The organism is Streptomyces lateritius (assembly GCF_014649715.1).
GTDB lineage: Bacteria > Actinomycetota > Actinomycetes > Streptomycetales > Streptomycetaceae > Streptomyces > Streptomyces lateritius.
In genome coordinates, this window is record NZ_BMTO01000019.1 from 23,259 (window position 1) to 47,083 (window position 23,825).

Annotated in this window: 27 protein-coding genes; 14 read left to right on the forward strand and 13 right to left on the reverse strand. The window is 71.0% G+C overall.

The window, feature by feature from the left end:
• Positions 1-222 (forward strand): hypothetical protein (locus IE136_RS30675; RefSeq protein ID WP_158988204.1); only part of this gene is annotated, 222 nt, incomplete at its 5' end.
• 34 nt (positions 223-256) lie between these two features.
• On the opposite strand, the gene IE136_RS30680 is transcribed toward IE136_RS30675, so the two are convergent.
• From IE136_RS30680 to IE136_RS30690, 3 genes are all read right to left on the reverse strand, one after another.
• Positions 257-1,528, reverse strand: a complete 1,272-nt coding sequence (locus IE136_RS30680; RefSeq protein ID WP_189601935.1) for a DUF2637 domain-containing protein — start codon at positions 1,526-1,528, stop codon at positions 257-259.
• Positions 1,529-1,655: 127 nt separating this feature from the next.
• The gene (locus IE136_RS30685) at positions 1,656-2,384 is read right to left on the reverse strand and encodes a DUF3558 domain-containing protein (protein ID WP_158988202.1); all 729 of its coding nucleotides are present in this window, start codon (positions 2,382-2,384) and stop codon (positions 1,656-1,658) included.
• A gap of 96 nt (positions 2,385-2,480) precedes the next feature.
• Positions 2,481-3,326, reverse strand: a complete 846-nt coding sequence (locus IE136_RS30690; protein ID WP_158988201.1) for a DUF3558 domain-containing protein — start codon at positions 3,324-3,326, stop codon at positions 2,481-2,483.
• 175 nt (positions 3,327-3,501) lie between these two features.
• On the opposite strand from IE136_RS30690, the gene IE136_RS30695 reads away from it, so the two are divergent.
• Positions 3,502-4,695, forward strand: coding sequence for an RtcB family protein (locus tag IE136_RS30695; protein WP_189601936.1), 1,194 nt, complete (start codon positions 3,502-3,504; stop codon positions 4,693-4,695).
• A gap of 68 nt (positions 4,696-4,763) precedes the next feature.
• Here the strand turns inward: IE136_RS30695 and IE136_RS30700 are convergent, their stop codons facing one another.
• Both IE136_RS30700 and IE136_RS30705 read right to left on the reverse strand, forming a co-directional pair.
• A complete protein-coding gene (locus tag IE136_RS30700; protein ID WP_158988199.1) occupies positions 4,764-5,528 on the reverse strand; it encodes an SDR family NAD(P)-dependent oxidoreductase in 765 nt (254 codons plus the stop codon).
• A gap of 66 nt (positions 5,529-5,594) precedes the next feature.
• Positions 5,595-5,930, reverse strand: a complete 336-nt coding sequence (locus IE136_RS30705) for a YnfA family protein (RefSeq protein ID WP_158988198.1) — start codon at positions 5,928-5,930, stop codon at positions 5,595-5,597.
• A gap of 82 nt (positions 5,931-6,012) precedes the next feature.
• Between IE136_RS30705 and IE136_RS30710 the strand changes: the two genes are divergently transcribed.
• The gene (locus tag IE136_RS30710; RefSeq protein WP_158988197.1) at positions 6,013-6,495 is read left to right on the forward strand and encodes a hypothetical protein; all 483 of its coding nucleotides are present in this window, start codon (positions 6,013-6,015) and stop codon (positions 6,493-6,495) included.
• Positions 6,496-6,510: 15 nt separating this feature from the next.
• Here the strand turns inward: IE136_RS30710 and IE136_RS30715 are convergent, their stop codons facing one another.
• Positions 6,511-7,908: an FAD-dependent monooxygenase gene (locus tag IE136_RS30715; protein ID WP_189601937.1), complete on the reverse strand. Its 1,398-nt coding sequence runs from the start codon at positions 7,906-7,908 to the stop codon at positions 6,511-6,513.
• Positions 7,909-8,029: 121 nt separating this feature from the next.
• Between IE136_RS30715 and IE136_RS30720 the strand changes: the two genes are divergently transcribed.
• Both IE136_RS30720 and IE136_RS30725 read left to right on the forward strand, forming a co-directional pair.
• Complete coding sequence (locus IE136_RS30720; protein ID WP_158988196.1) at positions 8,030-8,590, forward strand: TetR/AcrR family transcriptional regulator; 561 nt, start codon at positions 8,030-8,032, stop codon at positions 8,588-8,590.
• A gap of 32 nt (positions 8,591-8,622) precedes the next feature.
• Positions 8,623-9,108 (forward strand): MarR family winged helix-turn-helix transcriptional regulator, encoded by a 486-nt coding sequence (locus IE136_RS30725; RefSeq protein ID WP_189601938.1) that lies wholly within the window; start codon positions 8,623-8,625, stop codon positions 9,106-9,108.
• A gap of 86 nt (positions 9,109-9,194) precedes the next feature.
• Here IE136_RS30725 and IE136_RS30730 read toward each other — a convergent pair whose 3' ends face one another.
• Positions 9,195-9,932: a Mut7-C RNAse domain-containing protein gene (locus IE136_RS30730; RefSeq protein WP_158988194.1), complete on the reverse strand. Its 738-nt coding sequence runs from the start codon at positions 9,930-9,932 to the stop codon at positions 9,195-9,197.
• A 70-nt stretch (positions 9,933-10,002) separates the two neighbouring features.
• Entirely contained in the window at positions 10,003-10,854 is an 852-nt protein-coding gene (locus tag IE136_RS30735; protein ID WP_158988193.1) for an NmrA family NAD(P)-binding protein, read from the reverse strand.
• A gap of 167 nt (positions 10,855-11,021) precedes the next feature.
• Between IE136_RS30735 and IE136_RS30740 the strand changes: the two genes are divergently transcribed.
• A complete protein-coding gene (locus IE136_RS30740) occupies positions 11,022-11,474 on the forward strand; it encodes a GNAT family N-acetyltransferase (protein WP_189601939.1) in 453 nt (150 codons plus the stop codon).
• A gap of 136 nt (positions 11,475-11,610) precedes the next feature.
• Here the strand turns inward: IE136_RS30740 and IE136_RS30745 are convergent, their stop codons facing one another.
• Together IE136_RS30745 and IE136_RS30750 are read right to left on the reverse strand one after the other, a co-directional pair.
• Positions 11,611-12,138, reverse strand: a complete 528-nt coding sequence (locus tag IE136_RS30745) for a GNAT family N-acetyltransferase (RefSeq protein ID WP_158988191.1) — start codon at positions 12,136-12,138, stop codon at positions 11,611-11,613.
• Between the two features lie 14 nt (positions 12,139-12,152).
• Positions 12,153-13,001 carry a helix-turn-helix domain-containing protein gene (locus IE136_RS30750; protein ID WP_189601940.1) on the reverse strand — a complete coding sequence of 283 codons (849 nt, stop codon included), beginning with the start codon at positions 12,999-13,001 and terminating at the stop codon, positions 12,153-12,155.
• An 80-nt stretch (positions 13,002-13,081) separates the two neighbouring features.
• On the opposite strand from IE136_RS30750, the gene IE136_RS30755 reads away from it, so the two are divergent.
• The gene (locus IE136_RS30755) at positions 13,082-13,699 is read left to right on the forward strand and encodes a TIGR03086 family metal-binding protein (RefSeq protein WP_189601941.1); all 618 of its coding nucleotides are present in this window, start codon (positions 13,082-13,084) and stop codon (positions 13,697-13,699) included.
• Here the strand turns inward: IE136_RS30755 and IE136_RS30760 are convergent.
• Positions 13,696-13,941: a hypothetical protein gene (locus IE136_RS30760; RefSeq protein ID WP_189601942.1), complete on the reverse strand. Its 246-nt coding sequence runs from the start codon at positions 13,939-13,941 to the stop codon at positions 13,696-13,698. The genes IE136_RS30755 and IE136_RS30760 overlap by 4 nt on opposite strands.
• Before the next feature lie 251 nt (positions 13,942-14,192).
• Here IE136_RS30760 and IE136_RS30765 point away from each other — a divergent pair, with 251 nt between their 5' ends.
• The gene (locus IE136_RS30765) at positions 14,193-15,032 is read left to right on the forward strand and encodes a TroA family protein (RefSeq protein ID WP_229819317.1); all 840 of its coding nucleotides are present in this window, start codon (positions 14,193-14,195) and stop codon (positions 15,030-15,032) included.
• A gap of 570 nt (positions 15,033-15,602) precedes the next feature.
• Here IE136_RS30765 and IE136_RS30770 read toward each other — a convergent pair.
• A complete protein-coding gene (locus tag IE136_RS30770; protein WP_158994396.1) occupies positions 15,603-16,022 on the reverse strand; it encodes a MerR family transcriptional regulator in 420 nt (139 codons plus the stop codon).
• Positions 16,023-16,125: 103 nt separating this feature from the next.
• Positions 16,126-16,791, reverse strand: coding sequence for a hypothetical protein (locus IE136_RS30775; RefSeq protein WP_158988187.1), 666 nt, complete (start codon positions 16,789-16,791; stop codon positions 16,126-16,128).
• 257 nt (positions 16,792-17,048) lie between these two features.
• Here IE136_RS30775 and hemL point away from each other — a divergent pair, with 257 nt between their 5' ends.
• The 6 genes from hemL to resB all read left to right on the forward strand — a co-directional run bounded on the left by hemL (position 17,049) and on the right by resB (position 23,824).
• Positions 17,049-18,356 carry a glutamate-1-semialdehyde 2,1-aminomutase gene (gene hemL / locus IE136_RS30780; RefSeq protein ID WP_189601943.1) on the forward strand — a complete coding sequence of 436 codons (1,308 nt, stop codon included), beginning with the start codon at positions 17,049-17,051 and terminating at the stop codon, positions 18,354-18,356.
• Entirely contained in the window at positions 18,353-19,051 is a 699-nt protein-coding gene (locus tag IE136_RS30785; RefSeq protein ID WP_158988185.1) for a histidine phosphatase family protein, read from the forward strand. The genes hemL and IE136_RS30785 overlap by 4 nt, the downstream gene beginning before the upstream one ends.
• A 297-nt stretch (positions 19,052-19,348) precedes the next feature.
• Positions 19,349-20,626, forward strand: a complete 1,278-nt coding sequence (locus tag IE136_RS30790) for a polysaccharide deacetylase family protein (RefSeq protein WP_189601944.1) — start codon at positions 19,349-19,351, stop codon at positions 20,624-20,626.
• A gap of 93 nt (positions 20,627-20,719) precedes the next feature.
• Positions 20,720-21,325, forward strand: coding sequence for a TlpA family protein disulfide reductase (locus tag IE136_RS30795; protein ID WP_158988183.1), 606 nt, complete (start codon positions 20,720-20,722; stop codon positions 21,323-21,325).
• Between the two features lies 1 nt (position 21,326).
• The gene (locus IE136_RS30800; protein WP_158988182.1) at positions 21,327-22,064 is read left to right on the forward strand and encodes a cytochrome c biogenesis CcdA family protein; all 738 of its coding nucleotides are present in this window, start codon (positions 21,327-21,329) and stop codon (positions 22,062-22,064) included.
• A gap of 8 nt (positions 22,065-22,072) precedes the next feature.
• Positions 22,073-23,824 carry a cytochrome c biogenesis protein ResB gene (gene resB / locus IE136_RS30805; RefSeq protein ID WP_189601945.1) on the forward strand — a complete coding sequence of 584 codons (1,752 nt, stop codon included), beginning with the start codon at positions 22,073-22,075 and terminating at the stop codon, positions 23,822-23,824.
• Position 23,825 lies beyond the last annotated feature (1 nt).

Sequence of the window (23,825 nt, forward strand, 5' to 3'; positions counted from 1 at the left end):
ATGAAGAACGACACTGTCAGAAACGAAGTCATCGCCATCGTCGGGTGGGTCGCCCTCGTCCAGGGCGGACTCGGCGCCGGCGGACAGATCTTCGGGGACAAGGCCTGGGGCCTGCTCCAGAAGTGGTGGGACATCCCCACCGCCGGGTACGTCGTCCTGGCGCTCGCCGGGGCCGCGCTCGCGCTGTGGAGCGAGACGGCGAAGAAGCGGGCGAAGGCCTGAGCCGGGAGCGAGGTCCGAGCCCTCGCCCGTGGCTCTACGGGATGTGGTTCTCCACCAGATCCTGCTCGATCCGCTGACGCAGGCCCGGAGTCAGCTGACGCAACAGCGACGTGCTGCGCGGGTGTTGCGTGCCGTACCGGTCGCTGAGCAGTATGTCGAGCTCCTCGTTGCTCGGGAACTGCTGGTTCTCCTGCACGTAGTCCCACATCGCCTTGTACGCGACGTCCGCGAACTCGGCTGAGGACGGCTCGGGATCGACGTACTCCTCGTACGCCTCGAACTGCTGCTCCTGGCGCGTTCCCGGGATCGGGAGCTCCTCAGGGCCCTGCGGCACCGCCACGGGCGTGGGTTCCAAGCCCTCGACGTACTTCGGGGCGTAGGCGGTCTCGTGCGCCTCCGACGGCAGCTGCGGAGCCGCGAACCACGGGCTGTCGTGGTTCGGCGGAAGCTGCTGCTGCTCGTTCGGGTTCGGGTGGGGGTTCTGGTCCGGGGCCTGACCCTGGGGGTGGAGGGGAGCCTGGGGGTGGAGGGGAGCCTGGGGGAGCTGGGGCGTCTGGGGAGCCACCGGCATCTGTACCGGCTGCGCGCCCTGCGCCGGCTGCGGCGGGATCAGGGCCGGTTCCACGCCGGCCGCCGCGAGCCCGGCGGCCGCCGTCTCCGCCAGCGGCACGCCGTACTTCGCCAGCCGCAACGGCATCAGTGCCTCCACCGGCGCCTTCCGCCGCCACGCCCGCCCGAAGCGCGCCTGCAGCCGGGCCTGGTAGATCAGCCGGTCCTGCTCCAGCTTGATGACCTGCTCGTACGACCGCAGCTCCCACAGCTTCATCCGGCGCCACAGCCGGAACGTCGGTATCGGCGACAGAAGCCAACGGGTGAGCCGGACGCCCTCCATGTGCTTGTCGGCCGTGATGTCCGCGATCCGGCCCACCGCGTGGCGGGCCGCCTCCACCGCCACCACGAACAGCACCGGGATCACCGCGTGCATGCCCACACCCAGCGGATCGGGCCAGGCCGCCGCGCCGTTGAACGCGATCGTCGCCGCCGTCAGCACCCACGCCGTCTGGCGCAGCAACGGGAACGGGATCCGGATCCACGTCAGCAGCAGATCCAGTGCGAGCAGCACACAGATGCCGGCGTCGATGCCGATGGGGAAGAAGTAGGAGAAGTCGCCGAAGCCCTTCTCCACGGCGAGCTCGCGCACAGCGGCGTACGAGCCCGCGAAACCGATCCCGGCGATGATCACCGCACCGGCGACCACCACACCGATCAGTATCTTGTGCGTGCGTGTCAGCTGCACCGCGGCCACCCGCGACCCCTCCCGTCGTCGTCATCTCGCGGGCACAGCGTGGCACACGCGCGAGAAGCCCGGCCCTCGGGGGAGGGACGGGCTCCTCGGAAACACGCGCAAAAGCGGGTGTTCGCGACGCCGGCTCCTACGAATTGGCGCTCGCGACCGCCGCGACGGCCTCCTTGGCGGCCTTCACCGCACCATCCATGATCACCTTGTCGGTGGGGGCGGACGCCCCGGCGTACCCGGCACCGTTGTAGGTCAGCAGCACCAGCACATTGCCCGTGCGCGCCACGATCGAGGCGTACTTGAAGTCCTCGCCCGTCTTGCGCAGCTCGTACGCCACGGCCTTCGACTGCTCGCCGACACCAGGGGCCTCGGTGGTGCGCACCTTCTTCGCGCCCTCCGTGGCCTGGAGCTTGGCCAGCTCCTTGGTGAAGTTCTCCTGCGCGCGCTCCTGGCCGCTGCCGAGAGAGGCGTCCGAGTCGTAGCGGTAGAAGGAGACGTCGAGCCAGCGGTACTGCGAGCCCTTCAGGCCCTTGTCGTCGAGCCCGTTCCACGAGCAGCCGCCCCGGCTCGTGGTGTCGCTGGAGGGCGCCGTCGTCCCGTTCTTCGCCTTCGCCTTCGGCACCAGGCTCGCGGTCGTCTTCGCGGAGATCGACTTGCAGACGTCCGGCAGCTTCGCGAACTTCGCGGGCTCGACCGTCTTCGTCGACTGCTGGGCGCTCGGGGTGGCCGAGGAGGCCGGACCCTTGCCCTTGTCCGGGGCCGACCCGGAACCGTCGGAGTCCGAGGAGCAGCCGGCGACGACGAGCATCACCGGAACGGCTGCGCAGGCGAGTATGCGGGAGAGTCGCGGGGCTGATCGGTGCATGGTTCCTTCAGTCGCTTGTCGTACGGTCCGGCCGACGGCCACGGTACGCCGTCACGTTACGGGGTCGAGGCGCGCCCACGGAGCGGGTCCGGGCGGCTACTCCTCCAGCCGCTCGGCGAACAGACGGGCCAGATTCAGCGCCTTTTCCTGCAGTTCTCTGCTGTCGGGAGCCTCCGCGGAACCGTTCGTCTGTTCCGCGTACTCGACCGTCACGATCACGTTCGATGTGCGGAACACCACGCTCACCGTGCGGTGCCGGCCGCTCGTTCCGGGGCTGGCGAGCACGTCGTCGAGGAAGGCGACCTGGCCGAGGCCCTCCAGGACGCGCGGCTCCAGTCCGGTGGCAGCGGTGTCGGGGGTGCCGGCGGCGCCCGTGCCCGTGGCGGTGGCAGTGGCGGTGGCGGGGTTCGAGGGGGTGGCGGAGCCGGACGGCCGCGTGGGCGTGCCGGAGGTCGAGGGGGTGGCGGGGGTGGTGGGGGCGGCCGTCCGCGGGGGCGCGGGGAGCTCCGCCGCGACCTGCTTGCGGGCGAACACCTCCTGGGCGCGGTCGTCGTCGCTGACGGACCCGTCGAAGGACACCACCCGCTCGATGTCTACGAGGAGCCGGTGCGAGGCGTCCGGGCTGTCGGCCTTCCAGGAACAGCCGACCCGGCGGTCCGTGTCGTACGTGACCGCGGCGCTGCCGCGGTACGCCCGGTCACGCTCCTCGTCGGGCAGCTGGGCGGCGCCGGGCAGCAGGTCCCGGAGCGTCGGCTGCGGGACCGAGCGGCAGGGTTCGAAGAGGGTGCGGTAGCGGCCCGGGGCCGCCGCCGGGGCGGCGGGGCCGGCCTTGGAATCGATGGCGGCGGTGTCGGTTCCGGTACCGGCGGAGCAGCCGGTGAGGCCCAAGGCGAGCGCCGTGGCGAGCGCTGTCAGACCGGGTACGTACGCCTGTCGCTGCACGCTCCCAGGCTCCCTTCTCCCGAAGACTTCCCCGAAAAACTGTTTGCCGCCGGTGTCCGACCGATGGACACAATGTCTACCGCACGCGCTGCCGTCGATGCCGGTCCGTCGTCACTTGTACGGGCCTTGGTGCCGGTTTTTGCGTTTTCAGGCTTTTCGGGGGAATCGAGGAAGTATGTCGTATGTAGAGGTACCGGGTGCGAAGGTGCCCATCCGGATGTGGACCGATCCTTCCACGGTCGAGGGCGGCGCGATGCAGCAGCTCCAGAACGTGGCGACGCTCCCGTGGATCAAGGGCCTGGCCGTGATGCCGGACGTGCATTACGGCAAGGGCGCGACCGTCGGTTCGGTGATCGCGATGCGGGGGGCGGTGTGTCCGGCGGCGGTGGGTGTGGACATCGGCTGCGGCATGTCGGCGGTGAAGACGTCGCTGACGGCGAACGACCTGCCGGGGGATCTGTCGCGGCTGCGGTCGAAGATCGAGCAGGCGATTCCGGTGGGGCGGGGGATGCACCGGGACGAGGTGGATCCCAAGCGGCTGTACCAGTTCCCCACGGCGGGGTGGGAGGACTTCTGGTCGCGGTTCGACGGAATCGCGGACGCGGTGAAATTCCGTCGTGAACGGGCGGCCATGCAGATGGGAACGCTCGGAAGCGGCAACCACTTCATCGAATTCTGTCTGGACGAGACCGGTTCTGTCTGGCTCATGCTGCATTCGGGGTCGCGGAACATCGGCAAGGAGCTCGCCGAGCACCACATCGGCCAAGCGCAGAAGCTGCCGCACAACCAGGGACTCGTGGACCGGGACCTGGCGGTGTTCGTCGCGGACACCCCACAGATGGCCGCGTACCGGAACGATCTCTTCTGGGCGCAGGAGTACGCGAAGTACAACCGCGCGATCATGATGGCGCTCTTCCAGGAGGTCGTCCGGCGGGAGTTCCGGAAGGCGAAGGTGACTTTCGATCCGGTCATCTCCTGTCACCACAACTACGTGGCGGAGGAGCGGTACGAGGGCATGGATCTGCTGGTCACCCGTAAGGGGGCGATCCGGGCGGGCTCCGGTGAGTTCGGGATCATCCCCGGCTCGATGGGCACCGGCTCGTACATCGTGAAGGGCCTCGGGAACGAGGCGTCCTTCAACTCGGCCTCGCACGGCGCGGGCCGGAAGATGAGCCGGACCGCGGCGAAGCGGCGCTTCTCGACGCGGGACCTGGAGGAGCAGACGCGGGGCGTGGAGTGCCGCAAGGACTCCGGTGTCGTGGACGAGATCCCGGGCGCCTACAAGCCGATCGAGAAGGTCATCGATCAGCAGCGGGACCTGGTCGAGGTGGTCGCGAAGCTGAAGCAGGTCATCTGCGTGAAGGGCTGAAACGCGCGGAGACGCAGGAAGGGCCGACGCCTCGCGTCGGCCCTTTCCCCGTCGGCGACCGGTCGTCGTCAGAGCTCGCGGTGGACCTTGGTGTTGGAGGCCTGGGCGCGGGGGCGGACGACGAGAAGGTCGATGTTGACGTGCGGGGGGCGGGTGACGGCCCAGGTGATGGTGTCGGCGACATCGTCCGCGGTGAGGGGCTCGGCCACGCCGGCGTAGACCTTGGCGGCCTTCTCGGTGTCGCCGCGGAAGCGGGTGGTGGCGAACTCGTCGGTCTTGACCATCCCCGGAGCGATCTCGATGACGCGGACCGGGGTGCCGACGATCTCCAGGCGGAGGGTTTCGGCGAGGACGCGGGCGCCGTTCTTGGCGGCGACGTAGCCGGCGCCGCCTTCGTAGGTGGAGTGGCCGGCCGTGGAGGAGAGGACGACGACCGTGCCGTCGCCGCTCGCGGTGAGGGCCGGGAGCAGGGCCTGGGTGACGTTGAGGGTGCCGATGACGTTGACCTCGTACATCTGGCGCCAGTCCTCGGGGTCGCCGGTGGCGACGGTGTCCGCGCCGAGGGCGCCGCCCGCGTTGTTGACGAGGACCGCGATGGTGCGGAAGGCGGTCGCGAAGGTCCGGACGGCTTCGCGGTCGGTGACGTCGAGGGGGTACGCGGTGGCCTGGTGGCCGGCCTCGTTGATCTCGGCGGCGAGCTTCTCGATGCGGTCCTTGCGGCGGGCGGTGAGGACCACGCGGTAGCCGGCCGCGGCGAGTTGCCTGGCCGTGGCGGCGCCGATTCCGCTGCTCGCTCCGGTGACGACGGCGATGGGGGTGCCGGCGGCAGTCATGACGTGCTCCTCGCGCGTGTGGTCGAATGCGTCGATCGCGTGGCCAGGATAGGTGGCGGCCGGTGGTCAGCGGGCGCGCGGGGCGTACATGATCACGGCCATGCCTGCGAGGCAGATCAGCGCGCCGGTCACGTCCCAGCGGTCGGGTCGGTAGCCGTCGGCGACCATGCCCCACGCGATCGAGCCGGCGACGAAGATCCCGCCGTAGGCGGCGAGAATCCGGCCGAACTCGGCGTCGGGCTGGAGGGTGGCCACGAAGCCGTAGAGGCCGAGGGCGGCGATACCGGCGCCGATCCAGATCCAGCCGCGATGTTCGCGGACGCCTTGCCAGACGAGCCAGGCGCCGCCGATCTCGAAGAGGGCGGCGAGGGCGAAGAGGGCTGCGGAGCGGGCGATCACCATGGGAACAGGGTGGCAGGTGGGGCGGGACATGCTGGCTGACGGACTGTCAGAAGATATGCGGATTCATGGGTATCTTCTCGGCATGAGTGTGATGCGCAAGGTGCTGCTGGGTGTGGCCCTGACGGGGGCGGTCGTGGTCGGCGCGGGAGAGAGCGCCCGGGCTGCCGGGCCGCCGGTCGCGTCCGAGGCGGACCTGGCCCACCATGGCCATGTCTCCCTGTCGGAGGGGCGGCTGGGGGTCTGGTTGGTCAGCGAGAACCATGGTCCGTCCCATGTGCCGCAGGCGACGGTCCGGCTGGCCTTCTCCGAGCCGCTGGCCGGTGGGCAGGAGCTTCCCCCCGCGTGTCTGTGGGCGAGCGCACGGGTGGTGGCCTGCCGCACAGGTGAGCTGCGGGCCGCCGGGGTGGCCGGTGAGCTGGCCCTCGATCTTCGGACGGCCGGTTCTCCGGAGGAGGTGACCGTCGAAATCGGCACGGTGTGGAGCGACGGCTCGACCGACAACAACCCCCTGAACGACCGGCATCGGGTGCTCGTCCTGGCCACCGGTGACCCGTACGTCTTCTGAGGCCCGGCGCCCTCTCTAGCGGCCGGTCGGGAAGGCGTATCCGTCGGGGCGGACCAGGAGCGCGGTGCGGCGCGCGGGGTCGGTCCAGGTGGCCCGTACGAGGCGTGCGGGGGAGGTGGGGGCGGAGCCGGGCAGGCGCGGGGTCGTGCCCTCGGGGGCGATCAGGACGAACTGACCCGCGCGCAGCAGTTCGTAGAGTCTGCCTTCACGGAGGGGCAGGTCGGGTACGCGGCGGATCTCCGGGCCGTAGGCGATGCCGAGTCCGCTGATCATGCCCATGGCCTTGGCGGCGGCGGGGCGGACGGTGCTCAGGGTCCGGGCGGCGAGCGCGCGGGCGGTGCGCAGGAGGGGGCCGCGGGCCATCGCGAGGCGGACGATGGCTCCGCTGCTGCGCAGCACGGCCGCGCCGACCGGGTGGCGTTCGCCCTGGTAACTGTCGAGGAGGGCCTCGGGGTCGGGCGCGTCTGCGCGCAGAACCGCGGCGAGCTTCCAGGAGAGGTTGGCGGCGTCCTGGAGGCCGGTGTTCATGCCCTGTCCGCCGGCGGGGGAGTGGACGTGGGCGGCGTCCCCGGCGAGGAGGACGCGGCCGACGCGGTAGGAGGGGGCCTGGCGCTCGTCGCTGTGGAAGCGGGAGATCCAGCGGGCGTCGTGCATGCCGTAGTCGGTGCCGAGGGCGAGGCGGGTGATGGCGCGGAGCTCGTCGAGGTCGACGGGCTCGCTGTCGGGGACCTGGCGGGCGCGGTTCCACCCCATGACGCGGTACCAGCCGTCGCCGAAGGGGGCGATGAAGGCGAACGCGTCGCCGACGCCGTTGACCCTGAGGAGTTCTTCGGGTTCCTCGGTGAGCCGGACGTCGGCGAGGACGAGGGAGCGGATCACCGAGCGGCCGGGGAAGGGCAGGCCGAGGACGGTCCGGACGGCGCTGCGCACGCCGTCGGCGCCGACGAGGTAGCGGGCACGGAGGGTGGTGGGGGTGCCGTCGGGGCCGGTGATCTCGGCGGTGACCTGGTCGGTGTCCTGGCTCAGGCCGCGCAGTTCCGTCCCGTACCGGAAGTCCACGCCCGTGGACCGCGCGCGGCGTTCGAGGAGCCGCTCGACCTCGTACTGCGGGGTGACGAGGAGGTACGCGAAGCGGGAGGGCAGCCGGGAGAGGTCGAGGGAGAGGCGGCCGAAGAGTCGCATCCGGGTGATGGGTGTGCCGGAGGCGACCAGTTCGTCGGCGAGGCCGCGGGCGTCGAGCTGCTCCAGGGTGCGGGCGTGCACGGCGAAGGCCCGGGTGATGTTGCTGATGCCGGGCGGGCGGCGCTCGACGAGGGTGACCCGCACGCCGGCGGCGGCGGCGAGGTCGCCGGCGAGCAGCAATCCGGTGGGGCCGGCGCCCACGACGACGACGTCCGTGTCCAGGCGGTTCATGGCTGCCTCCTGAAGGGGAATTGCCCACGATTGTTGGCCAACAACCGTTGGTCAACGCTTGTTGGCAAATATAGGATCGCCGCATTGGCCTGTCAACACTCGTTGGCCTACATTTGTTGGCATGACGACCGCACGCCGCTCCGACGCCACCCGCGCCGCGATCCTCGAGGCCGCCCGGGAACGCTTCGCCTCCGACGGCTACGAGCGCGCCACCATCCGGGCCATCGCCCGCGACGCCGGGATCGATCCGTCGATGGTGATGCGCTACTACGGCAGCAAGGAGGGGCTGTTCGCCGCCGCCTCCGATTTCGAACTGCACCTTCCCGAACTCGGCGCCCTGCCCTCGCGGCACATCGGTGCGGTTCTGGTCACGCATTTCCTCGACCGCTGGGAACGCGACGACGTCCTGACCGGGCTGCTGCGGGTCGGTGTCACCAACGCCGCCGGCGTCGAGCGCATGCAGGCGGTCTTCGCGGAACAGCTCGGGCCGGTCACCCGTGGTGTCTGCCCGGACCCCGCCGAGGCGCCGCGCCGGGCCGCGCTCGTCGCCTCGCAGATTCTCGGCATGGCGCTCACCCGCTACGTGCTGCGGTTCCCGCCCACGGTCGAGATGTCCCGCGACGAGATCGTCGCCTGGCTCGGGCCCACCATCCAGCGCTACCTGACGGCGCCGGAGCCTTAGAACGCGAGATCGCTGTTTCGTACACTTTCTGCATGCCGCAGAAGAAGTCCGTCCGGCGGGACGGCCTGATGACCGAGCTGTACGACGAGTCCCGTCGCTACATGGCCTCGTACGCGCTGTTCAACCAGGCCGTCGCCGACCATCTGCGGCTGCACCCGACCGACGTGCAGTGCCTGAACCTGCTCTCGCTGGAGCCCGGCCCCGTCACCATCGGACGCGTCGCCGAGCTCACCGGGCTGACCACCGGCTCCGCGACCCGGCTCGTCGACCGGCTGGAGCGGGCCGGTTATGTCACGCGTGAGCGGGACGCCGAGGACCGGCGGCGGGTGCTCGTGGCCGCGGTGCCCGAGCGGATGGCCGAGCTGAGCGCCTTCTGGCGGCGGCTCAACGGCGCCTGGGGCACGATGTTCGACGCTTACAGCGACGCCGAGGTCGCGCTGCTCATCGCCCATATGCGCCGGACCGTCGAGCTCAGCGCCCAGCAGGTCGAACGGTTGCGGACGGGCGAAATCGGCTGAACCGGCAGGGCTGCCGCCCGGCCAGGTCCCCCGGACTCACCGGATCCACCGGGCGGGCCGACGGGAGTGGCCCGACGGGCCGCGGGTCACCGGGCCGCCGCGCCGCCGAACTCGCGCAGCGCGTCGGTGACGATCGCCTCCAGGCGGGCGTGGTGCGCGCCCCGCCAGTACACCCGCTCGCACTGGGTGCACCGCGCGAAGACGTCGTACGTCTTCTGCGTGCCGTGCTCCAGCCGCTCGCGCACCGACTCCTTGTCCGCGTCGGTGAGCCGCCCGTTGCAGGCGGTGCACCGGGTCCAGGGCGCGAGGGCGGGGGCGAACCGCTCCAGTACGTCCCGGAGCTGGTCCTCGGGGCGGTCGCTGTACACATAGGCGCCGGCCCACAGCTCCCGGCGGCGCAGCAGACCGCGGTCCCGGGAAAGCATCACGCGCCGCTCCTTCGCGGAGAGCGCTGCCAGCGCGGGATCCCCGATGTCCTCGCTTTCGTACGCCGCGTCCACACCGAGCAGGCGCAACCGGCGCGCCAGCGTCCCCAGATGGACGTCGAGGAGGAAGCGCAGCGGCGCCCCCGGCACCGGCTGGGGCCGCTCGACACCCTCGACCTCGACCGTCTCGCCCGCCGCGGGGATGTGGGAGGCGTCGACCGGACGTCCGTCCACCAGCAACCGCCCGGCCTCGGTGAGCGGGACGCCGAGCGACTCCACGACATGGCCGAGGGACGAGGCGCCGTCGGTGGTCACGGCGGTGCGCCCCGAGCGCCGTTCCGCCGAGACGAAGAGCCGCAGGTCGGGGGCGAAACTGATGAGGATCTCCGGTCCGTTCACGGGGACAGGATGTCACCGGGCCCGGCGGGCGGCCAGGGAATTCGGCCGCGACGCCCGCCAAGCCCGGCGCTCACGGGCGGAAGGCGTCCGCGTGGTCGGCGGCCCATGCGGCGAAGGTGCGGGCCGGGTGGCCGGTCACCTCCTCGACCGTCCGGGTCAGGGGCACCGGCCTGCCGTCGTGCGAGGCCCAGTAAGAGAGCAGGGCGTCGGCGAAGGTCTCCGGGACGAAGGGGGCGACCGACTCCTTCCACCGCGCGGGCGAGACGGCGGCGGCGGTCGCCCGGCGGCCGGTCACCTCGGTGACTATCGCCAGCTGTTCGGTGAAGTCGAGCGACTCCGGGCCGGTCAGCAGATGGGAGGAGCCGCGTAGCCGTGGCTCGGTCAGGGCCGCGAAGGCGACCTCGGCGATGTCCTTCTCGTGGATCGGATCGCCGTGCGACCCCGGGTACGGAAGCTCCACCGCGCGCGAGGACCTGATCGCCGGTGCCCACTGCAGGGCATTGGCCGCGAAGGCGCCCGGCTGGAGATGGGTCGCCTCGAAAGCGCCGTCGGCGGCCGCGGCGGCCAGTGCCCGCTCCACGGTCAGGTGGGAGGCGGCGATCGGGTTGTCGGCGGCACCCGGGGCGAGCACGGAGCTGGAGGAGAGGAGCACGACGTGTTCCACGCCGGCGGCTCGGGCGTCCGCGACGAAGGCGTCGATGTGCGAGGCCTCCGCGTACAGGAAGACGGAGTCGACGCCGTCGAGCGCGGTGGGGAAGTCCGCCGGATCGGCGAGATCGCAGCGGACGGTGCCGACGCCGTCGGGTGGGGAGAGATCCGCGGGGTTCTTGGAGGCGGCCCGGGTCTTGACGCCCGCGGCGTGCAGAAGCCCGAGGAGGGTCGAGGCGACACGGCCGCGGCTTCCGGTGACGAGAACGGTCATGAGAGAGGTCCTTCCGAGGAGGTCCCCGCGCCGCTGATCGAATCTTCGATTGCGCGGAGAAGAATCTGTGTCACGCAGATAAATATCCCGGGATGGCCCCGGGTCGTCAACCCTGACAAAACCCCGAGACCCGCAGGGCCTCGCGGCCCCTGGGGTACCGTCCCGCTATGAAGATCATCGACCTGGAGCCCGGCGACCGGCGCCTGGACACCGACCTGCTCCCCGTCCTGCGCGAGCTGCGCCCTCACCTCACGACGGGGCTCTTCCAGGAGGTCTACGCCAACGGCCACCCGCAAGGCCTGCGCTTCACCGCCGCCTACACGGACGACGGCGCCTGCGTGGGCGTCGCCGGCTGGCGGATCGTCGACAACACCAGCGCCATCCGCAAGCTCTACGTCGACGACCTGGTCACCGCCGCCACCGCCCGTTCCACCGGCGTCGGCCACCGGCTCCTGGCCCACCTCGAGGACCGCGCTCGCGCCGCCGGCTGCCGAGAACTGAACCTCGACTCCGGCACCCAGCGCACCGGCGCCCACCGCTTCTACCTGCGCGAACGCCTCGACATCGTCGCGTTCCACTTCACCAGGCCGCTGGAGCCGCTCGATCCCCAGGCCGGTTAGCCCCAGGCCGCTGGAGCCGCTGCACCCCCAGGCCGGTGAGCCAGGGCCGGTCAGCCAGGGCCGCTAAGCCAGGGACGGTCAGCCCAGGCCGGTTAGCCCCAGGCCGGTTAGCCCCAGGCCGGTCAGCCAGGGCCGGTCAGCCCAGCTTCTCCAGGTCCAGGCGCCAGTCGTTGCAACGCATCGGGCGGCCCGGCGGGTACTCGAGATCGCGCTCCCCGCGCAGCTCGAAACCGGCCTTGCGGCACACCGCGTTCGACGGACCGTTGTCCCTCGACGGGAACGCGTGCAGGAAGCGGTACGTGCGCTCGGCACGGGCCAGCGCCGCCACCGCGCGCGTGGCCGCCGTCGCGACGCCCCGCCCCTGGAACCCCGGCAGGACCGTCCAGCCCGTCTCGTACACCGGCTCCCCGTCCCAGGTCTGCTTCCAGAAGCCGATGGAGCCCGCCGGGATCTGCTCGGGGAGCGACGCGATCCGGAACATCCGCCCGGCGCCCGTGCGGTCGGCGCTGAGGTCCACATAGCGCCGGTGCCGCTTGGCCAGCGCCTCGTCGCTCTCCGGGCCGCCGAGGTGCTCCATGAGGTCCGGAGCGTTCATGGCCCGCAGGAGGTCGAAGTCCTCCTCGGACCAGGGCTCGAGCCGTACGGACGACGCGTTGGTATCCATCTCCGCACTGTAGGTCAGGGGCCCGGCACCCCGCGGGTGTACGCGGTCGGCGGGACCCCGACGGTCGCCGTGAAGTCCCGTACGAGATGGGCCTGATCGCTGTAGCCCAGCTCCCCGGCGAGCGCGGCCCAGTCGGGGGATCCGGGCGTCCGCGCGGACTCCGCGCGCTCCAGCGCCTCGTGGACGCGGTAGCGCAGGACGACCCATTTCGGCCCGACGCCGACGTGGGTCGAGAAGAGCCGCTGGAGCGACCGGGTCGACAGGCCCGCGATGCGGGCCAGTTCGGACACCCGGCGGATGGTGCGGTCGGCGCGGACCAGTTCCACCAGCTCCATCGCCTGCTCGGCGTGCGGATCGGGTGCCGGGCCGTGGGCCAGCAGGAAGGCGTCGAGTGCCGCAACGCGCGCGTGGTCCGCATCCGGGTCGAGCACGCCGGCCACCCCCACCCCGACGCCGCCGAAGTCGGCGAACACCTCGTCGAGCGGGGCCCGCCGGCCCGTCCACCGCGACACCGGCCACGCGGGGGCGAACGGCCGGAAGCCGCCCGGCCGGAACTGCACCCCGCAGACCCGTCCCACGCCCACGAGCTTCATCGTGAACAGGTCGAGCCCGACGCCGGCGACCTCCGCCGAGGCGAGCGCCCCGGCGGCGGCCCCGTACCGCTGGAAGACGAGGTTCACGGACGGGTGCGGGACGACATGGGTGGCGTAGGGCTCGGAGAGATCCCAGTCGACGAGCCAGTAGTGCTCCAGAAAGGGGCGCAGCTCCGGTGCCGGTGCGTGACGCCGGAACCGGACGCGCGAGAGCAGTCCGGCGGCGTCGACGATGCCCCGGGTGTCACGGCGCGGGCCGGAATCGGTCATGCCGCGCAGCCTAGGCGCGGGGTGCGGTGGTGGCGTGTTTTTTCAAGACGGGGCCGACGGCGCTCACTTAGCGTCACGTCATGACGAACCGTGTGCATTCCCTCAGTGAGCTGCTCGGCACCGCCGCCGCCGAGGCCGTTCCCGTGATGCGGGGCATCCCCGACGAGCACCTCGGCGCGCCCACGCCGTGCGCCGAGTACGACGTACGTGAGCTGCTCACCCACCTTTTCCAGGTCGTCGTGAACTTCCAGGCACTCGCCGCCAGGCAACCGGCCGACTTCTCCGAGGCCCCCGATCTCCTGCGGGACGGCGACTGGCGTACCCGTTTCGAGACGGAGACCGCGAAGCTCGTCGCGGCGTGGGCGGCGCCCGGCGCCGAGGAGGGCACCACCGGCGCGATGGGCCTGCCCGCCAGGACCGTCGGATCGATGGTGCTGCTCGACCTGACCGTGCACGTCTGGGACCTGGCCCGGGCCACCGGACAGCCCTTCGCACCGGACCCGGCCGTCGTGGAGGGGCTGGCGGAGGAGGTGGAACGGATGGCGCCGATGGCGCGGAAGACGAAGGTCTTCGGCGATGCGGTGGAGCTGCCGGAGACCGCGACCACCTTCGAGCGGCTGCTGGCGACGACGGGCCGGGACCCGCGCGCGTGGGACCGAGTGCCCGGGCCGGGCGCCCGGTCCGGAGACGCCCGCTAGCGCGGGTGGCCGACCGAGAGGCGTGAGACGACCTCGCCGAAGGCGTCCTCCTCGGCCGGGGTGAGCGGCACGGTCTCCTGCGGGTGCCAGACCCGGTCCAGGGGCGCGGCCGGCTGGGCGCGGCGGGCACGGGCGCGCAGGGCCAGCGTCGCCCCCGCCACCGACGCGGTGGCCAGCAGGCCGAAGAAGGTGATCACACGGGGGTCCGAGAACGGGCCGGGCAGGGACGGCAGGGACGGCATGACTGACTCCAGGGCGCGGGGGCGGTGCGGTGGCGCGCACGCGACGGGCGGGGCGGGTGGCGTGTACCACGCGGGCGTTCGGCGGGCGCGTACGGCGCTGACGATTGCTGCTGCTTTCTCCCGACCTGTTCAGTTAACACCCGGCCCGGGGCTTGCGGGAGGGGGAGGAGAGCGAGGCCCTCTTGTGCGGGCAAGTGCGGCGATTCAAGGTGGCGGGAAGGGAGATTTCCGGCCGGGGAGGGAGCAGCCGCATGTCGGACACAGGGGCGTGGGGGTTCACGGACGACAGAGGGGTGGCGGTGACCGCCGTACGCGCGCCCGAGCGGGTGGTGGCGTACGTACGGGCAGGGGCGGCCCTTCTCGACCTGGGGGTGACGCCGGTCGCGGTGTACGGCTCCGGGCACGACGGCGACGCGCTCGACCCGGTCAAGGCGGGAGGCCTGGAGGCGGCCGGCGTCCGGTACCTCGGGCCCGGGCGGAGGCTGGACGAGGAGGCTCTGCGGGGGTTGCGGCCCGATCTGGTCGTCGACGTGACGTACGACGGGAAGAGCCCGTACGCGCTGGAGGAGGCGGTCGCGGACCGGCTCGGGGTGCCGTCCGTCGCGCTCTGCGTCGGCAACGAGCTCACACTGCCGAGGATCATCGGGCGCTTCGGGGACCTGGCGGCGACGCTGAGGCCCGCGTCCGCGGAAGCCGTCGGCGGTTCCCTCGCCTCCGCGGAGGGCGTCCTGCGGGCCGCCGCCGGACGGGCGGAGGTCACCGTGCTCGCGCTCTCGGGCGCCGGGACCGACCAGGTCCATCTGGCCCGCCCGCACGCCTGGCCCGAACTGGCCCGGCTGCTCGAACTCGGCGTCCGCCTGCTCGACCCCGGCCCGGGCCCGGGCGCGAACTGGCTCACCGCCGACTGGGAACACGCCGCCCGGCTCGCCCCCGACCTCGTGCTCTTCGACAGCCGGGCCAATGCCGTGGGGCCCGACGCGTTCCCGCCCGTGGGCCACGCGCGCGTGGCCCCGTGGAACCCGGAGCTCCCGCCGAGCCCGGTGGCGTATGCCGGCTTCTTCCGCGCTGTCGCCGCCGCGCTCGCCGCGTAGGGGGAGGCCTGCGGGGACCTTGGCCCGGGCCATGCTTCCGGAGCGTCGCCGGCTCCGCTGACACGGCGCTCCGGCGCCTGGGGGCACGCCCCTCGGCCCTGCGGGCCCGGGTCGGCCCGACCCCTTGGCCCTGCGGGACCCAGGGGGCCTGATCCAGGGGGCCCTGTGGGCCCGGGGCCTGATCCAGCAGGCCCTGCGCGGGCTGGGGCGACCCGCTCCCCAGGCCCTTGCGGGCCTGGGGACCACCCCATGAGTCCTAGGTGTATCGCCCTGTGAGGTTGGGGGACGCGGCTGGCGGGTGGTGGGCCCTTCAGCGCGGGGGCGACCCTCCGCCTTGCCATCGCACGCACCAGACGTCGCGGGCCCTGCCCTGCGGGCAGACGGCGCTACTTTCGGACACGGCCTAGCAGGCCTGACGGAGCCGATGTCCTGGCCTCGGCGGGCCTGCGGAAGCCGATGCCCTCGGTCCTGGTGGGCCGCCGATCATGTGCCGGACGCCGCCCGTCTGCCCGGCCCTCATCCGGCGGCCCCCGCCCCCGGCCGCGCCCCCTCCTGCCCTCGTCCCGCCCCTCACACCGTCGCGTGTTCCCCCAGGCGGGAGCGCAAGGACGCCGCGAACTCCTCGGCGCGGGTGAGTTGGGTGCGGAGGGTGGTGATGCGGTCGGCGGTGGCGCGTTCGTAGGCGTGGACGCGGGCGAGGAGGGTGGAGCGGGTCTCGGGGGAAAGCTCCTCGGGCGTGCCGGGGCGGTCCGCTGTGAGGCGGTCCATGGCGGTGAGGAGGTCGCGGGTCTCGTCGAAGGTGAAGCCCAGGGGCCTCATCCGGCGGATCACCATCAGACGGTCCACGTCGGCGTCCGTGTAGAGCGGGAAGCCGCCCGGGGAGGACGCGGACGGGACGACCAGGCCGCAGTCCTCGTACTGGCGGATCGACCGCAGGGACAGTTCCGTCCGCGCGGCGACCTCGCCGATCTGCATGGGTTCGCCGGCCAGGCGCGCTCTGCTCACGATGTGCGTCCTTCCTCATCCGTCCACTTTGTGCTGTTTGTCCTAACTTCAGCACTTATGAGAGCGGGAAGGGTGGCGCAACGCAGGCTCAGGGCCAGACCAGGCAGTACGGCTGGTGACCCGCCTCGTGCAGCCGGTGGGAGAAGTCCTGCCACTCGTGCAGCAGCTGGTAGACGTTGAACGCGTCCCGTGGGCCGCCGCGGTCGGGGACCGTGGACCAGATGAAGGCGGCCGCGCCGACCGACTCCTCGCCGATGCCGCGCAGCGGATCGACCACCGTCATAGGCAGCTTCACCACGGCGTAGTCGGGGTGGAGGACGACCAGCTCCAGCGGGGGCACCTTGTGCAGGGGCATGCCCTGGATGCCCGTGAGGACCATCGCGGCTATCGTCTCGGGCTTGATCTTGGTGAACATGCCGCCCATGCCCAGCTCGTCGCCGCCCAGTTCCTCCGGACGCATCGAGATCGGTACGCGGGCCGCCGTGGCGCCGTCGGGGGCGCCGAAGTACTTGTACGTCACACCCAACCGGCCACTCCCGCCCCCTGTGATGGGTCCTGTGGGTTCAGACGTTCCCGGCGTCCCAGGCGTTCCTGACCCGCCCGGCGTTCCCGATGTCCCCGGCACGCCTGACATGCCCGGCGTTCCGGCCGCGCCCGTCGGGCCTTCCGTACGCCGTCGCCGGTGCTTCCCCCGCCGGGCAGGCTCCGGACCCAGGCCGTCCGTCCCCTCACCCAGTCCGCCACCGCGATGCATATCTCCACCCGACTGCTTTTTTGGGCAGCACGACCCCCGCCGCGCAAGCCGATCATCGTGACAGTGACCTCCCCCACGCTCTCGCGGTGAAACACCTGTCCGCAAGAACGTCCGGCCCTCTGACACCATGGATTCCGTGAGCCATCCCTATGACGCCCCAGTTTCGCAGACGCGGAGGACCGACGCCCCGGCGTAATTCACAGGGTGCCCACGCCGTCTCTCCGTACTCGCAGACTTACTCGCAGGTCAGGACCACAGTGCCGTATTCATACGAAGCCCCAGTCTCACAGACGCTTTTCGACCGCGCGTCCCTCGTGACGCCCGGCGGCGTGAACTCACCGGTGCGCGCCTTCCGGGCCGTGGGCGGTACGCCCCGGTTCATGGTGTCCGGTACCGGCCCGTACCTCACCGACGCGGACGGTCGCGAGTATGTCGACCTCGTCTGCTCGTGGGGGCCGATGATCCTCGGTCACTCCCACCCCGAGGTGATCGCCGCGGTGCAGGCCGCCGTCGCCCGCGGCACGTCCTTCGGTACGCCGGGCGAGGGCGAGGTCGCCCTCGCCGAGGAGATCGTCTCGCGGATCGCGCCGGTCGAGCAGGTCCGGCTGGTCTCCTCCGGTACGGAAGCCACCATGTCGGCGATCCGGCTCGCCCGCGGCTTCACCGGCCGGGCCAAGGTCGTGAAGTTCGCCGGCTGCTACCACGGGCACGTGGACGCGCTGCTCGCCGCGGCCGGCTCCGGCGTGGCCACCTTCGGTCTGCCCGACACGCCCGGCGTGACCGGTGCGCAGGCCGGCGACACGATCGTCCTGCCGTACAACGACCTGGAGGCGGTCCGGGCCGCGTTCGCCGCGCACCCGGGCGAGATCGCCTGCGTGATCACCGAGGCCTCGCCGGGCAACATGGGCGTCGTGCCGCCGCTGGAGGGGTTCAACGCCGGCCTGAAGGAGCTCTGCTCCGCGAACGGCGCGCTGTACATCTCCGACGAGGTGATGACCGGTTTCCGTACCTCCCGCGCCGGCTGGTACGGCATCGACGGCGTCGTGCCCGACCTGATGACCTTCGGAAAGGTCATGGGCGGCGGTTTCCCGGCCGCGGCCTTCGGCGGTCGCGCCGACGTCATGGGGCACCTTGCCCCGGCAGGACCGGTCTACCAGGCGGGCACCCTCTCCGGTAACCCGATCGCCACCGCCGCCGGTCTCGCGCAGCTGCGGCTGCTCGACGCGGCGGCGTACGAGAAGGTCGACACGGTCTCGCGGGAGATCCAGGGCCTGGTCACCGGCGCGCTCGCTAAGGAGGGCGTCGCCCACCGGCTGCAGACCGCGTCCAACATGTTCTCCGTGTTCTTCACGGCCGACGAGGTCCGCGACTACGACGACGCGAAGAAGCAGGAGGCCTTCCGCTTCAACGCCTTCTTCCACTCGATGCTGGCCGACGGGGTCTACCTCCCGCCCTCCGCCTTCGAGTCCTGGTTCGTCTCCACCGCCCACGACGAGCGCGCGATCGAGCGGATCGCCGCCGCGCTGCCCGCCGCCGCCCGCGCCGCAGCGGAGGCCGTGGCATGAGCGACAAGGAACGCGCCCACGGCGACGACATCACCGTCGTCCACCTGGTCCGGCACGGCGAGGTGCACAACCCCGACGGCATCCTCTACGGCCGCCGCAGCGGCTACCACCTCTCGGAGCTCGGCCGGCGGATGGCCGACCGGGTCGCCGAGCACCTGGCCGGCCGGGACATCACGTACGTCGTCTCCTCGCCGCTGGAGCGCGCCCAGGAGACGGCCCAGCCGGTGGCCAAGAGCCACGGCCTCGACCTGGCCACGGACGAGCGGCTCATCGAGGCCGCCAACGTCTTCGAGGGCAAGACCTTCGGCGTCGGCGACGGGGCGCTGCGCAAGCCGGGCAACTGGAAGCACCTCACCAACCCCTTCAAGCCGTCCTGGGGCGAGCCGTACATCGAGCAGGTCGTGCGGATGACAGCCGCGCTGGACGCGGCGAAGGACGCGGCGCGCGGGCACGAGGCCGTCTGCGTCAGCCACCAGCTGCCGATCTGGATCGTGCGCAGCTTCGTCGAGAAGCGGAAGCTGTGGCACGACCCGCGGCGCCGGCAGTGCACGCTCGCCTCGCTGACCTCGTTCACCTACCAGGGCGACAAGATCGTCTCGGTCGGGTACAGCGAGCCGGCCCGGGATCTCGTACCGCCGCATCTGCTCGCGGGCGCGAAGCCGGTCAAGGGTCAGTCGAAGGCCTTCGGGGCGTAGCGGGTCCGAACGGGCTCGAACGGGTCGCGGCCGCGGGATCGGCCCGGACGGGTCGCGGCCGCGGGATCGGCTCGAACGGGTCGCGGCCGCGGGATCGGCCCGGGCGAACGGGTCGCGCCTCGGGCATGTCCGGGGGGTACACCGTCAGGGCGATCGGATGGGATCATTCCCTCCGGTCGCCCTGAAATCTTTGTGCTAATTCCCGGAACCTCCGTGTTCCTCCCGGCATCTCACTCATTGTCGGTTTGGATGACCGTTCGGTCCGTTCGGTCAAACGTCAGCGCGAATGGGGACGTCATGCGCGGGAGCAGCGGGAGCAGCGGGAGCCACGGGATCAGCCGAAGGGGACTTCTGGAAGCGGGCGTCGGTGCCGCCGCGGCGATCGGGATCGCCGGGTGCGGCATCAACGAACCGGACAAAAAGGGAGGTTCCGGGTCGGGTAAGGGCGGTGACGCCTCGGGAGACCCGAGCACTCCCGCTCCGGCCCAGGACGACGCCAAGCCCATCGGCGACGGTTCCACCGCGGACACCGGCAAGCAGCCGCACCAGCCCGACGCCCCCGTCCCGCTCGAACCCGGCCAGGCCCCGCCGCAGTTCGTGATCTTCTCCTGGGACGGTGCCGGCGAGGTCGGCAACGGACTCTTCCCCCGCTTCCTCGAACTCGCCAAGAACCACGACGCGGCGATGACCTTCTTCCTCTCCGGGATCTATCTCCTCCCCGAGTCCAAGAAGAGCCTCTACCGCCCGCCGAACAACCGCGTCGGCGCCTCCGACATCGGCTACCTCACCGACGACCACATCAAGGACACCCTCAAGTACGTCCGCCAGGCATGGCTCGAGGGGCACGAGATCGGCACCCACTTCAACGGCCATTTCTGCGGGGGCTCCGGCTCCGTCGGCAACTGGACGCCCGCCCAGTGGCAGAGCGAGATCGACCAGGCCATGAAGTTCGTCACCGAGTGGAAGACGAACAGCGGCTGGACCGACCTCGATCCGCTGCCCTTCGACTACCGCAAGGAACTCATCGGGGGCCGCACCCCCTGCCTCCTCGGCCAGGACAACCTCCTGCCCACCGCGAAGCGGCTCGGCTGGCGCTACGACGCCAGCTCGCCCGGCGGCCGCCAGACATGGCCGGACAAGCGCCAGGGGATCTGGGACCTCCCGCTGCAGGCCGTGCCGTTCCCCGGCCACTCCTTCGAGGTCCTGTCCATGGACTACAACATCCTCGCCAACCAGTCGAAGAACACGACCAAGGGCGTGCCCTCGCGCTATCCCGGCTGGCGCAAGCAGGCCACCGAGGCGTATCTTGCCGGATTCAAGCGCGCCTACGAGTCCAACCGCGCGCCCTTCTACATCGGCAACCACTTCGAGCAGTGGAACGGCGGCATCTACATGGACGCCGTCGAAGAGGCGCTCAAGGGCATGGCGGGCAAGAAGGACGTCCGGCTGGTCTCCTTCAAGCAGTTCGTGGACTGGCTGGACGTCCAGGACCCCAAGATTCTCGCCAAACTCCGCACGCTCGAGGTCGGCCAGTCGCCCACCGGCGGCTGGAACAATTTCCTCCGGGCCGCTTGACCGCAGGCCGCTTAAGCGGTCTTCACATGGGGGTTTTACGGGCACATAGGGGGGTGCCCAAGATCCCCCAAACGCCCATGCGAAACTTTTCACATGAGCCTTAGCCGCGCCCCTCGACGCACCCTGCTCGCCGTCGGAACGCTGTCGGTCGCCCTCGCTCTGTCGGCCTGCGGCTCCGACACCAACGGCAAGTCCGGCGGTGGCGGGGACACCAACTTCGTCACCAACACGGGCGGTGTCTCCACCGTCGCCAAGGGCGAGCGCAAGGCGATCAAGGAGATCGCGGGCGAGACGATCGAGGGCGAGCGGCTCGACGTCGCCGACCTCAAGGGCAAGGTCGTCGTCCTCAACGTGTGGGGATCGTGGTGCGGCCCCTGCCGGGCCGAGGCACCGCACTTCGCCAAGGTCGCGGGCGACCTCGAGCCGAAGGGCGTGGAATTCGTCGGGCTGAACACCCGCGACTTCAACAAGCAGCAGGCGATCACCTTCGAGGACGACTACAAGGTGCCCTATCCGAGCCTGTACGACCCCTCCGGGAAGCTGATCCTCAACGGATTCCCCAAGGGCACGCTGAATCCGCAGGCCATTCCGTCCACCGTCGTGCTCGACAGGGAGGGGAAGATCGCCGCCCGTTCCCTCATGGCACTCGACGAGAAGAAGCTGCGCTCGATGATCGAGCCGCTTCTCGCGGAGAAGTGACGTGAACGAGACGGTCTTCAGCGGGGCCCTTCTGCTCGCCCTGCCCATCGCCGTGCTCGGCGGCCTGGTCTCCTTCTTCTCCCCGTGCGTCCTGCCGCTCGTGCCCGGCTACCTGTCGTACGTGACCGGCGTCACCGGCACCGACCTGGCCGAGGCCAAGCGCGGCCGGATGGCCGCCGGCGCCTCCCTCTTCGTCCTCGGCTTCTCCGCCGTCTTCGTCTCCGGCGGCGCCCTCTTCGGCTACTTCGGCTCGACCCTCCAGGAGTACCGGGACACCCTCACCACCGTCCTCGGCATCCTGATGATCGCGCTGGGCGTCTTCTTCATGGGCCTCATGCCCTGGTTCACCCAGCGCGAGTTCCGCTTCCACAAGAAGCCCGTCACCGGCCTCGTCGGCGCGCCGCTGCTCGGCGCGCTCTTCGGCATCGGCTGGACGCCCTGCATCGGTCCGACCCTCGCCTCCGTGAACGCGCTCGCCGCGCAGGAGGCCAGCGCCGGCCGCGGCGCCCTGCTGACCGTCGCGTACTGCCTCGGACTCGGCGTCCCCTTCATCCTCGCCGCGGTCGCCTTCCGCAAGGCCCTCGGCACGTTCGGGTGGATCAAGAAGCACTATGTGTGGGTGATGAGAATCGGCGGCGGCATGATGATCCTGACCGGTCTGCTGCTGCTCACAGGAGCGTGGGACAGCATGGTCTCCACGATGCAGGGCTGGTCCAGCGGCTTCACGGTGGGGATCTGAGAGTTCCGATGAGCAAGAGCACGACCACGACCACGACCACGACCGAGACCACGGCCGAGACCGAGGCGCACGATCTCGGCGAGGCCGGGTCCCAGCTCTCCACCGCCCCCAGGGAGGAGGCCGCCGTCGGTGGCCCCGCCCTCGGTGTCGTCGGCTGGATCCGCTGGTTCTGGCGGCAGCTGACCTCCATGCGGGTCGCGCTGATCCTGCTCTTCCTGCTCTCCCTCGGTGCGATCCCCGGCTCCCTCATCCCGCAGACCGGCGCGGACGAGCTGAAGGTGCAGAACTTCAAGAGGGCGCACGAGACGCTCACGCCGCTGTACGAGAGGCTCCAGCTCTTCGACGTCTACAGCTCGGTGTGGTTCTCCGCGATCTACATCCTGCTGTTCGTCTCCCTCATCGGCTGCATCGTCCCGCGCACCGGGCAGTTCGTCGGCCAGCTCCGCGGCCTGCCGCCCGGCGCCCCCGGCCGCCTGACCCGGCTGCCCGCCTACACGACCTGGCGTACCGAGGCCGAGCCGGAGCAGGTCCGCGACGCGGCGCTCGCCGTGCTCAAGGGGCGTCGTTTCCGCGCGCACACCGTCAAGGACGCGGTCGCCGCCGAGAAGGGCTATCTGCGCGAGGCCGGGAACCTGCTCTTCCACATCGCGCTGATCGTGATGCTGGTGGCGTTCGCCTGGGGCCAGCTCTTCAAGTCCGAGGGCGGCAAGCTGATCATCGAGGGCGACGGCTTCTCGAACACCCTCACGCAGTACGACGACTTCAAGTCCGGCTCGCTCTACAGCACGGACGACCTGGCGCCGTTCAGCTTCCAGCTGGACAGCTTCACCGGCACGTACGAGAAGACCGGCCCCCAGCGCGGTACCCCGCGCACCTTCGAGGCGGCCGTCACCTACTCCGAGGCGGGCGGGGCGGACAAGAAGGCGGTCATCCGTGTCAACGAGCCGCTGAAGGTCGGCGGCTCCAAGGTGTACCTGATCGCCCACGGGTACGCGCCCGTCGTCACCGTCAAGGACGGCCGCGGCAAGGTCGTCTTCCACGGGGCCGTCCCGCTGCTGCCCTTCGACAACAACATCACCTCGACCGGCGCGATCAAGGTGATGGACGGCTACCGCGACAAGAACGGCAAGAAGGAGCAGCTGGGCTTCCAGGCCTTCTTCGTGCCGACCTTCGCGGGCGCCGGCAAGGGCGACATGTTCTCGCAGTTCCCGGCGCTCGACTTCCCCGTCATGGCGCTCACCGGATTCCACGGCGACCTGCGCGTCGACTCCGGCCTGCCGCAGAACGTGTACCAGCTGGACAAGTCCAAGATGACGCAGTTCAAGGACAAGCACGGCAACAAGCTCGCGCAGCGCATGCTGCCGGGGGAGACCATGACCCTGCCCGACGGTGCCGGCTCGATCACCTTCGAGAAGGACATCAAGGAGTGGGCGAGTTTCCAGGTCTCCCAGCAGCCCGGAAACGGTCTCGCCCTCGCCGGCGCGATCGCCGCGATCGCCGGTCTGTCCGGCTCGCTGTTCATCCAGCGGCGCCGGGTGTGGGTCCGGGCCGTACGGGGCGAGGACGGGGTCACCGTCGTCGAGATGGCGGGCCTCGGCCGGAGCGAGTCCGCCAAGCTCCCCGAGGAGCTGGCCGACCTCGCGCTCACGCTCCACGCACAGGCGCCGACCGCGCCGGAACCCGCGCGAGACCCCGCAGCGGAACCCGCAGAAGAACCTGCCGAAGCCGACCCTGCCGAAGCCGAAGGGGCTGAGAAGTGAA